The 10948-nt window shown below is 45.7% G+C and carries 14 protein-coding genes; 7 read left to right on the forward strand and 7 right to left on the reverse strand.

Going from position 1 to position 10948, the window contains the following annotated elements; translation table 11 throughout:
• Positions 1-169: 169 nt before the first annotated feature.
• From Q0R37_RS13080 to Q0R37_RS13105, 6 genes are all read right to left on the reverse strand, one after another.
• Positions 170-1093 (reverse strand): DUF1648 domain-containing protein, encoded by a 924-nt coding sequence (locus tag Q0R37_RS13080; RefSeq protein ID WP_294754967.1) that lies wholly within the window; start codon positions 1091-1093, stop codon positions 170-172.
• An 88-nt stretch (positions 1094-1181) separates the two neighbouring features.
• On the reverse strand, positions 1182-1568 hold the full coding sequence (locus tag Q0R37_RS13085; RefSeq protein WP_294754968.1) for a YegP family protein: 387 nt from the start codon (positions 1566-1568) through the stop codon (positions 1182-1184).
• Between the two features lie 185 nt (positions 1569-1753).
• Positions 1754-2617 carry a 4-(cytidine 5'-diphospho)-2-C-methyl-D-erythritol kinase gene (ispE, locus tag Q0R37_RS13090; protein WP_294754969.1) on the reverse strand — a complete coding sequence of 288 codons (864 nt, stop codon included), beginning with the start codon at positions 2615-2617 and terminating at the stop codon, positions 1754-1756.
• The gene (locus tag Q0R37_RS13095) at positions 2614-3792 is read right to left on the reverse strand and encodes an aminotransferase class I/II-fold pyridoxal phosphate-dependent enzyme (RefSeq protein WP_294754984.1); all 1179 of its coding nucleotides are present in this window, start codon (positions 3790-3792) and stop codon (positions 2614-2616) included. The genes ispE and Q0R37_RS13095 overlap by 4 nt, the downstream gene beginning before the upstream one ends.
• 5 nt (positions 3793-3797) lie before the next feature.
• Positions 3798-4274 carry an Lrp/AsnC family transcriptional regulator gene (locus tag Q0R37_RS13100; protein ID WP_294754970.1) on the reverse strand — a complete coding sequence of 159 codons (477 nt, stop codon included), beginning with the start codon at positions 4272-4274 and terminating at the stop codon, positions 3798-3800.
• A gap of 26 nt (positions 4275-4300) precedes the next feature.
• Positions 4301-5155, reverse strand: coding sequence for a histidinol-phosphatase HisJ family protein (locus Q0R37_RS13105; RefSeq protein WP_294754971.1), 855 nt, complete (start codon positions 5153-5155; stop codon positions 4301-4303).
• A 213-nt stretch (positions 5156-5368) separates the two neighbouring features.
• Between Q0R37_RS13105 and Q0R37_RS13110 the strand changes: the two genes are divergently transcribed.
• The 7 genes from Q0R37_RS13110 to Q0R37_RS13140 all read left to right on the forward strand — a co-directional run bounded on the left by Q0R37_RS13110 (position 5369) and on the right by Q0R37_RS13140 (position 10185).
• Positions 5369-5638 (forward strand): alpha/beta-type small acid-soluble spore protein, encoded by a 270-nt coding sequence (locus Q0R37_RS13110; protein ID WP_294754973.1) that lies wholly within the window; start codon positions 5369-5371, stop codon positions 5636-5638.
• A gap of 340 nt (positions 5639-5978) precedes the next feature.
• On the forward strand, positions 5979-6353 hold the full coding sequence (locus Q0R37_RS13115; protein ID WP_294754974.1) for an IS66 family insertion sequence element accessory protein TnpB: 375 nt from the start codon (positions 5979-5981) through the stop codon (positions 6351-6353).
• Positions 6347-6703, forward strand: a complete 357-nt coding sequence (tnpB, locus tag Q0R37_RS13120) for an IS66 family insertion sequence element accessory protein TnpB (protein WP_294754976.1) — start codon at positions 6347-6349, stop codon at positions 6701-6703. Before Q0R37_RS13115 ends, tnpB begins: the two co-directional genes overlap by 7 nt.
• A 140-nt stretch (positions 6704-6843) precedes the next feature.
• Positions 6844-7035: a hypothetical protein gene (locus Q0R37_RS13125; RefSeq protein WP_294754977.1), complete on the forward strand. Its 192-nt coding sequence runs from the start codon at positions 6844-6846 to the stop codon at positions 7033-7035.
• A 9-nt stretch (positions 7036-7044) separates the two neighbouring features.
• On the forward strand, positions 7045-8460 hold the full coding sequence (locus tag Q0R37_RS13130; RefSeq protein ID WP_294754979.1) for an IS66 family transposase: 1416 nt from the start codon (positions 7045-7047) through the stop codon (positions 8458-8460).
• Positions 8461-8764: 304 nt separating this feature from the next.
• Positions 8765-9082 carry an IS66 family insertion sequence element accessory protein TnpB gene (locus Q0R37_RS13135; RefSeq protein WP_294753286.1) on the forward strand — a complete coding sequence of 106 codons (318 nt, stop codon included), beginning with the start codon at positions 8765-8767 and terminating at the stop codon, positions 9080-9082.
• Entirely contained in the window at positions 9076-10185 is a 1110-nt protein-coding gene (locus Q0R37_RS13140; RefSeq protein WP_294754981.1) for an IS66 family transposase, read from the forward strand. Before Q0R37_RS13135 ends, Q0R37_RS13140 begins: the two co-directional genes overlap by 7 nt.
• Before the next feature lie 140 nt (positions 10186-10325).
• Here the strand turns inward: Q0R37_RS13140 and Q0R37_RS13145 are convergent.
• Positions 10326-10948, reverse strand: a 623-nt coding sequence (locus Q0R37_RS13145; protein ID WP_294754982.1) for a calcium-binding protein, incomplete at its 5' end; no start/stop codon positions are given.

Genomic DNA, 10948 nt, shown 5'->3' on the forward strand with positions numbered 1-10948 from the left:
GTAAAACAAAGCTGCATATACTGCCATAGTAATATTATGCAAATAAATACAACACTATTATTATATAATATTTTAGTGTTCCTGTCAATAGATTTCAGTGAATTAAAACGCTGCGTTCACAAATTATTTTCAGACAAAATGAAAAGGACGGGAAGTCCGTCCTTCATTATCATTTCCGACTTTTGGCATATATTACAAAAGATGCAGTGAATAGCAGTGCAAAAGCACCAACGGAAACAGCTCCTATTCTTAACTGCATCATAAGCAGCAGATCCCACCAGAAGAAAAATACTCCTATCAGCAGCTTGAGTTTGTCGGTCAGTGAAACAAGGGGCTGCTTCTCAGCCTTTGCCGCTCTGACGGATATTATTTCAAGGACTGTGAGGAGTATCAGGACAGCGATCAGAGCTATCAGCAGGAGCTTTCTGTCGTAATAAGCGTTGAAATTTGCCGAATAGACCTTCCCGAAGTACGCAGGGTCCCCAAAAAGCTTCTCATCTGCGGGATAGCGCTCCCAGCACTCTGCGAGAGCTGCCGCCGCTCCTGCGGTAAGCAGCCACGGTATCAGGCGGCACAGCCTGTGGGACAGTCCCGAGGGAGCGGCTTTTCCCGCTTTCTCCCTGTGCCTGATATATGTGACCGTCTCAGCGATGATGCCTGCGGCTGATGCAGCTGCTATAAGTCCCAAAGCAAGCAGCCCCTTATCCGTATCAAGAGGCTGCTGGAGTGCTACACAGACTGACCAGTAAGCGAAAAACAGGCTTACAAGCAGAGCTATGCAGTCAAGTGTCAGGCAGAGCTCCCCACGGAAGTGCTCCTCGCCCTTTTCGCTTATCCTCAGACCTGTCTTCTTTTTGCCGATAAGGCGGCAGGCAAACGCTATGCCTGCAATGACGATGCCGCCTATCACATGGGGATAAAAGCCGAAAAACTTTGACGCCGTAACATCGAAGCCGCCGTCAGGGCCAAAATGCACCCCTATCTCCTCAGGATAGTCCCCCCACTTTATAAGGTAAAACACCAGACTTGCCCCGAGTATGAGGATACTCACGGTCAGAAGCAAACGGTGTAACAGTTTGATTTTTCCGTTCAATGAATTATCCCCCCTAAAATACAAACGCCGCAGTATTTTCAGACTGAACAGCAAAAATACTGCGGCGCTTTATTACCCCGTCAGGGACTTATTTCTTTTCGGGCTCGGGCTCTATTACAGGAGCGTCAACAGCATTCTTCCTTACGCTGGCGATGCCCTTCTTGCAGCTGTCCTTCTTGACATAACCCTCGCTGGCAGCAATGACTTCTCCGTTTTTTGCCTTAAGGCGGAATCTGAATTCGCCTGACTTATCCTTGAAGATCTCAAATTTAGGATTATTCTCCGACTGGAAGCCCTCTATTGTCTGATCCTCGAGATTAGCAACGGGAGCGTTCTTGGCAACACTTGCGATACCATTCTTTACACTTGCAAGAGTATTGTATACTTCTCCGCCCGTAGCGATGATCTCTCCGTTACCTGCCTTCAGACTAAAGGTATATCCTGTCTTGGTAGCCTTGATGATAAATTTTCCCATAATTACTATTCAACACCTTTCAGCAAACATTTTAAATCGAATTTTTCGATTTTATATCATAATTATAACTTAAATGAGCAGACTTGTCAATAGATTTTGTTAATTTTCATCAAAATGTCTAACATACTTCATTTTTCAGGAAAACAAAAAGTGACGGCGATATTTTTCATCACCGTCACTGTGTTTCACTTTTCAAGTATGATAAAGCTCTCGGGAACAGTCTCGCAGACACAGGCGAAATAGCCCTTCACCCTCAGCTCGTCAGCGCATCCGACAGCCTGTGCTGGATCATGAAAAAGCCCGAAAACTGCCGAGCCGCTGCCCGTCATTGCAGCTGCGCGGGCACGGTATTTCAGCATATTGCTTTTTATCTCCTCAACCTCGGGCAGCTCCACAGCCTGTTCAAAGAGGTTGCCGAAGTACTTATAAGCCGTATCGGGAGCTTTTTCTATGGCTTCGGCGAGCCTATGCGTTTCGGGGTGCTTCGGAGAGCCGAGCCTGTCGATATTTCCGTAAGCCTCAGCTGTGGAAACGCCCTCTTTTCCCTTGGCGATAACCAGTATTTTTCCCGAATAATCGGCAATAGGCTTTATTATCTCGCCTATGCCCTCAACATAGGCAGTTCCGCCCGTGAGAAAGAAAGGCACGTCAGCTCCAAGCTTTTCGGGAGTGCTGACGCTTTTTCCCGTAAGCTGACCGAGACAGTACAGAACAGCCGCAGCGTCGGTGCTGCCGCCGCCCATGCCCGCCTGTGAGGGTATGCCCTTTTTTATATGTATACGGCAGCCGCAGTCCATGCCGTTCTCCTCAAAGAACAGCTTTGCCGCTTTGTACGCGATATTGCGCTCATCGCAGGGTATCGGGTCGGAAGCCGCGAACTCCTGCGGCACTTCACAGCTCAGCTCTGTGCCGTTTCGTGTCAGCTCCACGGATACCTCGTCGTACAGCCCCACAGTCTGGAACACGCTCTCAATAGTATGATAGCCGTTGGGCAGCTTTCCCGTAACATCGAGGGCAAGATTTATCTTAGCCGCTGTTTTTACTTTCATTTCTTCTCGTTCTCCAGTTTTTTCAGGAACTTTTCAATGCGCCTGATAGCTTCCATAAGATGTTTGAGGGAATAAGCGTAGGAAATACGCATATACCCCTCTCCGCTGTCGCCGAAAGCGCTTCCCGGGACTGCCGCGACACGTTCCTCAAAGAGCAGTCTTTCGCAGAATTCCTCACTTGTAAGACCTGTGCTCTTGATGCAGGGGAACACATAGAAGGCTCCCTCGGGATTGAAGCAGGTCAGTCCGAGGCGGTTGAACTCGCCCACAAGATAGCGGCGGCGGGTATTGTACTCGTCCACCATTTTCGCTACCTCCGCATCGCAGGCGGTAAGAGCTTCAACAGCCGCATTCTGGCTAATGAAGGGACTGCACATTATACCGTACTGGTGTATCTTCGATATCTGTGTGATTATGGGCTCGGGAGCGGTAACATAGCCGAGTCTCCAGCCTGTCATGGCGTAAGCCTTTGAGAAGCCGTTCACGTAGATTGTACGTTCTCTCATGCCCTCCAGCTCGATTATGGAGAAGTGCTTCCTTCCGTAGGTCAGCTCGGAATATATCTCATCGGTCAGCACCATGATGTCTGTATCCCTCAGGAAGTCTGCAATGGGTTCCAAGTCCTCACGGGTCATTACAGCTCCCGTGGGATTGTTCGGGAAAGGAAGTATGAGGAGCTTTGTCCTGTCGGTTATCTTGTCCTTGAAATCCTCAAGGGTGAGCTTGAAGTTATTCTCTATCCTTGTAGGCACGGACACAGGTACGCCCCCTGCAAGCTCCACAAGAGGAGCATAACAGACGAAGCATGGCTCCACAACCAGCACCTCGTCCCCGGGATCAAGAAGTCCGCGCACTGTAAGGTCTATAGCCTCAGAGCCGCCGACAGTCACGATCACCTCTTTGTCGGGATCGTACTTCACACCGTGCTTTTTCTCAATATGTACGGAAATAGTGTTCCTAAGGGGAGCAATTCCCTTGTTGGGGCCGTAGATTATGTGCTTGCGCTCCAGTACCTGTATTGCGGATTTCCTTATAGCCCACGGAGTATTGAAGTCGGGCTCGCCTACGCCGAGGGAGATAACATCCTCCATAGTTCCCGCAATATCAAAAAATTTTCGTATTCCCGACGGCTTTATGCTTTTTATCTTGTCCGAAAGGACCTTGTCGTAATCTATCACGATCAGCCGAGTCCCCTTTCGTCAGGCTCTTCATCGTCGATGAATATGCCCTTTTCCTTGTATTTTTTCAGTATAAAGTGAGTAGATGTGGAAAGTATGCCGTCAATGGTGGCAAGTCTCTCGGAAACGAAGAACGCAACGTCCTTGAGATTGTTTCCCTTTACCTCAACAGCAAGGTCGTAGGCTCCCGAGGACATAAGGCTGACGCTCTCAACCTCGTCGTACATCATGATAGTCTTTGCTATATCGTCAAAGCCGCAGTCGCGCTGAGGAGTTACCTTGAGCTCGATAGTTGCATAAACAGTGGATTTGTCGTAAAGGTCATCGTCCACGATGACGCTGTAGCCCTTTATAACGCCGCTCTTTTCAAGCTGATCTATCTGTGCGGCGGCTTCCTCTGCGGAAATACCAAGCATTTCGCCAAGCGCCGTATTTGATATACGGGCGTTCTGCTGTAATATTTTTATGATATCGTTCATAGTATCAGTTCCTTTCAAATATATTTTTACTTAATATCTATAAAGTACGGCTTTCTTTTTTTGAAATAAGCTAAACGGGCAAAGCCCGCGGCTCGCGCGATACCTATTCCGTCCGCAGCATTTGCGGCTATATCCTCAACGGTATGGGAGTCAGAGCCGATAGTTACTATCTCGCCGCCCATATCGCGGAAAAGCTTTACATATTTAAGGCTCGGGAAGCAGTCGCCGAAGCCCTGCCTGAGTCCCGAGGTGTTTATCTCTATGCCTCTGCCGTTCTGTGCAAGATTACGGAATATCTCCGCGATGATATCGTCATATCGGCTTATATCGGCTTCTATGCCGTGTCTCTGCTTCATGTAGCGCAGACAGTAGGTGATATGTCCGAAAACGTCAAAGAGATCAGTCCTGCTGACTTCGTAGGCTTCCCTGAAATAGCGCTCCAGCAGGTCGTATATCTCGTCCATGGTCATTTTTTCATAGTCTATGAAGTAGAAGTCCTGCTCGCCCACGACCTGATGCAGCGAACCGATTATGAAGTCCACTCTGCTGTCGGCGTTTACCGTCTTTGCGGCTTCCGTGTCCTGAAGTATCTGTCCCAGCTCAACTCCGCATAAGAGGTTGAGCTTCCCTGCGTATTTCTCTTTCAGAGCAGTCACCGCAGATACTGAGTTCTCAAAGTCCGCGGCATAGTCAAAGCTTTCGAGCAGCTTTTTCTCATCCTCGGAATAGTGCTCCTCACCGTGCCACGCATTGCACTCGCAGTGGTCGGTTATGGCGTATGCGGCAAGTCCGAGCTCCGCCGCCAGCTTTACACATTCGTTTATATCAGCCTCGGAATCAACGGAAAACTGCGTGTGTGTATGGCAGTCCATAAGTTTCATAGTTTCAGCCCCTTTTGTTATATTCTATTATTATAACATATTATCCGTTGAATTTCAACCCTCACTCCGAAAATACGATGTTTTCGAAAAAGTGCTTCAGATAGGGAGCTACTGATCTGTTTTGCTGATTTGAACATTTTTTCCATGTTTTAAAGCCGATATGAGAGATATAATAGTAACACGGCATCAAAAATATTTTAAGGAGAAATTGCAATGAGCAATAACAGCAACAGTAATAAAGGCGAAATGACACAGAAGGGCAGAGAGGCTCTTGAAAGATTCAAGATGGAGTCAGCAAACGAGCTCGGCATCAACCTCAAGCAGGGCTACAACGGTGACCTTACTTCACGTGAGGCAGGCTCCATCGGCGGCAGCATGGTCAATATGATTAGTCCAGAACAACAATGGGAAATTCCGCGAAATAACGTGAAATCAATGGGGCACAAGGTGGTGTATACATACTATATTCAGGTCGGAATCTAAGAAATTTAGGTGTTTATTATAAAATATGATTATACCGTACCTATAAAAATTTGAATAGTCAACTAACAATTATATTGAATATTTATTACTAAATGATATTGTCTTGAAATGGCAAGTTGGCTGATGTTTATATTTGACTAAAATGAATTAGAAAAGGGGAAAATGCATTTTTATTGACATAACATGCCTGTAAGTTGTATTGAACTCATTTTAACATATTAGCAGTTACAGGTATTTGTTGCAAAAGAACGTAAGCGCCAACCAAACTCAGCCCTTTACACCATAATGAAAAAGCAGTAAAATAGTTCCGAGGCGGAAATCGCCGAAAGGAGCTGAGTACATGGCAACCATTAAAGAAGTGAAGAGAGAACTACGTTACCGGGATTGGGCAGAAGAAATCGCAGAATGCCAGAGCAGCGGAATGAAAATCAGAGAATGGTGCCGGATGAAAGGCATCAGCTGCAACACCTACTACAGAAGATTGTGTGTGGTGAGAACAGCCCTGCTTGAACAGATAGCTAATACGATTCAGCCAATAGTTCCATTGAGTTCGTCTGCAGCATTACAGCGGTCAGAACCGGAAGCAATACAGCCACGGTCAAATCCGGTGTGTGAAAAGGTTATGATCCGCAAAAACGGTATTGAGATCGAGCTACCGCAGGAAGTATCAGGAACAATGCTTCTGACACTTCTGAGAGGGCTGCGAGAATGCTGAAAAATCTGAGTAGCGATCATATCTACATCGTCTGTGGCCATACAGATATGCGGAAATCCATAGACGGACTGGCAGCGATCATACAGCAGCAATATCAGCTGGATCTGTTTTCAAACAGTGCATTTCTGTTCTGCGGAAGACGGAGAAACCGTATGAAAGTACTGCTGTGGGAGGATGACGGATTTTTGTTACTGTATAAGCGACTCGCAAATGGAAAATTCAACTGGCCGCGTAACGAACAGGAGGATCGTGACCTCACCTATGAGCAATATATCTGGCTGATGCAAGGTCTGTCAGTTGACCAACCCAAAGCCATCAAAATGATATCAGGCGGCGTGGATATTTGCTGATTCACAGTGCCAAAAATCTGTCGGAATGTGCAGGAATATTCTAATTCTGAAATGCGTTCTTTTCCTTGAAATATGGAGCAATCTGCGGTATAATAGAAGTATCGGAAATTCTCAGAAATTCAGGGAAAGGAGCGTTTTTTATGACTTACGAAGAATTGCAGAAAGCATATGAAGCAGCAATGAAAAAATGCTCCGAGCTTGAACAGAAAATAGAAGAAAAAGACAAGGCACTTGAGGGTAAAGACCTCCGCATCGAACACCTGACAGAGCTTGTGCTGAAACGGAATAAAATGCTGTTCGGGCAGAGGAGCGAAAAAGGGAAATATATCTGAGACGGGCAGATGCTGCTGGACGGCGGTATCGTCAATGAAGCAGAAGCAGAATCCAACCTTGCTGTACAGGAACCGACCGTAGAAACAGTTACCAAAAGCTCAAAGAAAAACGGTCAGCATCGCAGCAGAAAAGAGCTCAGAACAGACCTTGAAACAAAGAAGGTTGTATATGCATTGCCTGAAAATCAGCAGATTTGTGATGTCTGCGGCAGCCCTCTGACAGAATATACTGAGGAATACCTGACCACACGCATTGCCGTGATACCGGAAAAAGTATACAAGATAGAATACTATCGCAAGGTCTACAAATGCAAGAACTGCGATAAGAACGGAATCAAGGCAAACATTGTAAAAGCTGAGAATCAGACACCGACGCCGGTTATTGAAAAAGGTCTGCCGGATCCTTCGATGGTTGCGGATATCATGCAGAGAAAATATCAGCTCGGAGAGCCGCTATACCGACAGGAGCAGTACTGGAAACTGCGCGGAATTTATCTGAACCGCACATCTCTTGCAAACTGGGTCATCAAGGGTGCAAAATGGTTTGAGCCGGTCATCCGTCAGCTTTGGGCATATGCATACCTGGAACTGGTTCTTAATGCAGATGAAACACCGACCAGAGTCTTGAAGAAAGACGGAAAGCCCACAAAGAAAAAGGGTCAGATGTGGATTGTCTGTACCGGTGCAGCTGCATCCAGAAAGATCGCACTTTATACATACCGTGACAGCCGAAGCAAAACTGTTGCAGAAGAACTTCTGAGCGGCTACACGAGCGTGGTGCAGACAGACGGTTTGCAGTCCTACGGCAGCGGCGATTATGAAAGCGCAGGATGCTGGGCTCACGCGCGCCGCAAGATCTTTGACTGTATTCCGGAAGGAGATACAACCTGTCCGTCAGCGCAGATTGTCGCACTAATCGACAAAGCGGCTGAATACGAAAGAACTGCTAGGGAGAAAAAATATACCGCACAGCAGATTCTGAAAATGCGATCAGAAAAAGTAAAACCGCTTCTGGATCAGGTGTATGAGATCATTAATACGCTACATCCCGGCAAGGATTCTGCGCTTGGCCGGGCGGTTACCTATGCCCTGAATCAGAAAGAGAAGCTGTATCTGTTTCTGAAGCATCCGGAAGTCGAGATGACAAACAATCTGGCAGAGCGAACAGTAAAACCGTATGTCATCAACCGCAAAAATTTCCTGTTCAGCGATACAGAGAAAGGTGCTAATGCCAGTGCAGCAGTCATGAGCATAATTGAAACAGCCAAGAGAAACAATCTGGATGTATACGGTTACCTGCTCTACCTTCTGACTGTGCTGCCGGAAATGGGAACCAATCCGACAGATGATCAGATCAAATCTGTCATGCCGTGGAGCTTCTCTCTGCCCCCGTACTGCTGCAAGACATACAGTGAAATACAGTAAGCGTTACACTGCTGTATACAATTGAATACAGTTCGCGTTACATTGTAATACTTTGAGCCGAGGTTGATCCTCGGTTCTTTTTTTGTTATGATGCGGGGGCTGTGTTTGGTTGGCGCTTACAAAAGAACAGTTCGCTGTCATGTTTTTTGTCATTTTTCAAAGTAAGCGTCAAATAAAGGACGTATTCCTCCCAAAAGGAATCTGGTGTATAATAAAGTCTAAGCAGCTCCATAGACTAAATTGGATAGGCTAAAAAAGTCTATGGAGTAAACTGGACTAAATTAGACACAGGAGGAATACGGAAATGAAGACAACGACAGCTATTACCACTGTCAAGCGAGATGTACAGCTGCAGGAATGGACGGAGCAGATCAAAGCACAGCAGGAAAGTGGTATGACCGTAACAGCGTACTGTGCTCAGAACGGGATCAATATTAAGACATATTACTATCATCTTCGCAAAGTTCGGGAGCACTTTATGGAATCCGAACCTGCAATAGTACCTGTATCTGTCCCAAGACCAAACTCAGATATTCGTATTGAGAAGAATGGCTTGCAAATATCACTTCCGTCAGATATTTCAGCAGATACTTTGCTTGCATTAGTACATGAATTATGCTGAATGATCTGTTCCATATCCGCCGTCACATAGTAAAGGTATATAAGTGTATCAAGTGCGGTACAGCTCCGGAAATAAGTACAGAACCATGCAATATCAGACGTGCGGAGCATCCTGAGCTTATGATACCGGGAAGCTATTGTTCTCCTGAGCTCCTCGCTCATATTATTTATGAGAAGTTCTGCAAGGCAGTACCACTGCACAGGCAGGAGAAAGACTTCAAATCTAAAGGCATCCCATTACTTAAAGCAACTATGTCGAACTGGGTATGCTATGCTGCTGAGAAGTGGTGTGCTCCAATAGTGCAGAATATGAAAGAAAAACTGTTATCAGAAAAGATCATCCATGCTGATGAAACAGTATTTCAGGTACTGCACGAAAAAGGCAGAAAAGCAACGACCGATTCAAGAATGTGGGTATACTGTAACGGAAAGATCAATGACCGAAGTAACATCATTTTTGATTATCATCCTACAAGGAAAAGTGAAAATGCAGTCAGATTTCTCGGAGATTTTGAAGGTTTCCTTGTATGTGACGGTTATGCAGCATACAATGCACTGCAAAAGGCAAAGAGATGCGGCTGTCTTACTCATGTCAGAAGATACTGGGTAAACGCACTGCCAAAGGAAAAATCAGCATACGAAACATCGGCAGCAGCTAAAGGTGTAGATTTCTGCAACAGGATCTACCATGAAGAAAAACTGTTGACTGAGCTTACCGCTGAGGAAAGATATGAGCAGCGTCTTGTAAAGATCAAGCCTTTACTTGATGCTTTCTTTGCATGGGCTGAAGAGCTTCAGGTCAGCGGTAAGAACAAGCTTGTTGACGCAGTCAGATATACTCTCAATGAAAAGAAATATCTGTATACGTTCCTTGAAGACGGTGATGTACCCATCGACAACAACAGAGCTGAAAATGCTATCAGACCTTTCACCGTAGGTCGTAAAAACTGGCTCTTCAATAATACAGAGCGCGGTGCAAAATGCAGTGCCTTTTTGTACTCGATAATTTCAACAGCACAGGCTAACGGTATGGACGTTGAAAAGTATCTGACCGACCTGTTTTCAAATCCGTCAGGTACGATACTTCTTCCATGGAATAATTGATAAAGTTTTTCCTCGCCATCGGCGAGGATATTTTTATATCTTATGGGACGCAGTTTATTTGACGCTTACTTTTCAAAGCTCCGTTTTGGTAAAAAAATGCAGCAGTTTTCACTGCTGCACGATTTTATTACGCAATAAGCTTACTGCATTGATGAGTTTACGAGAAGCTGATCCAGTGCTGAAGAATCGGCTGTTATATCGCCTATCTTTATGCTGTCGGATATCTGACTGTCATCGCTGAATGCCGACATATTCTCTGCAAGTATCATTGCCTGGATATTTGTAAGATCAGATATCTCGTCGTTTCCATCACCTATGCTTATGCTGTCTGTTACATCTGTGATAATCGTATTATTCACTGTGAGTTCATCGTCGGATACCTCATCTGTATAAATATCGTTGAGATACTCTGCTGCAGTTTGCTCAATTTCAAACGATGTTCCCTCAACGTCGATAACAATGTCTGATGAGCCAAAGTTCATATGGGCTATCGTACCATCAGCAAATGTTATTTTCTCTACGAAATAGTCACTGTTGGCATACTGAGCAACTATTCTAACACTGTCTCCGCTGTCTCCAACAAGAAGCACCATGTCTCCTCCGTCCTTTGTAACGGTTATATCAGCAGGTGTTATTCCTTCTCCGAATGCAACCGTATCTACTCCTGTCCATGCACCTTCTTCGTTTACCGTATCCTGTCCGTCTCCGAGATTGAATACATATGTATCATCTCCGAATTCGCCGTAGAGGATATCATTTCCTT

Source organism: uncultured Ruminococcus sp. (genome assembly GCF_946415235.1).
Lineage (GTDB): Bacteria > Bacillota > Clostridia > Oscillospirales > Ruminococcaceae > Ruminococcus.

What these genes read in the sequence shown, in the direction of transcription:
- Q0R37_RS13100 (WP_294754970.1), bottom strand. Translation starts at nt 4,274, where the DNA reads ATGAACGATATCATAAAAATATTACAGCAGAACGCCCGTATATCAAAT.
- Q0R37_RS13125 (WP_294754977.1), top strand. Translation starts at nt 6,844, where the DNA reads ATGACTTACGAAGAATTGCAGAAAGCATATGAAGCAGCAATGAAAAAA.
- Q0R37_RS13085 (WP_294754968.1), bottom strand. Translation starts at nt 1,568, where the DNA reads ATGGGAAAATTTATCATCAAGGCTACCAAGACAGGATATACCTTTAGT.
- Q0R37_RS13110 (WP_294754973.1), top strand. Translation starts at nt 5,369, where the DNA reads ATGAGCAATAACAGCAACAGTAATAAAGGCGAAATGACACAGAAGGGC.
- Q0R37_RS13115 (WP_294754974.1), top strand. Translation starts at nt 5,979, where the DNA reads ATGGCAACCATTAAAGAAGTGAAGAGAGAACTACGTTACCGGGATTGG.
- ispE (WP_294754969.1), bottom strand. Translation starts at nt 2,617, where the DNA reads ATGAAAGTAAAAACAGCGGCTAAGATAAATCTTGCCCTCGATGTTACG.
- Q0R37_RS13140 (WP_294754981.1), top strand. Translation starts at nt 9,076, where the DNA reads ATGCTGAATGATCTGTTCCATATCCGCCGTCACATAGTAAAGGTATAT.
- Q0R37_RS13135 (WP_294753286.1), top strand. Translation starts at nt 8,765, where the DNA reads ATGAAGACAACGACAGCTATTACCACTGTCAAGCGAGATGTACAGCTG.
- Q0R37_RS13130 (WP_294754979.1), top strand. Translation starts at nt 7,045, where the DNA reads ATGCTGCTGGACGGCGGTATCGTCAATGAAGCAGAAGCAGAATCCAAC.
- Q0R37_RS13105 (WP_294754971.1), bottom strand. Translation starts at nt 5,155, where the DNA reads ATGAAACTTATGGACTGCCATACACACACGCAGTTTTCCGTTGATTCC.
- tnpB (WP_294754976.1), top strand. Translation starts at nt 6,347, where the DNA reads ATGCTGAAAAATCTGAGTAGCGATCATATCTACATCGTCTGTGGCCAT.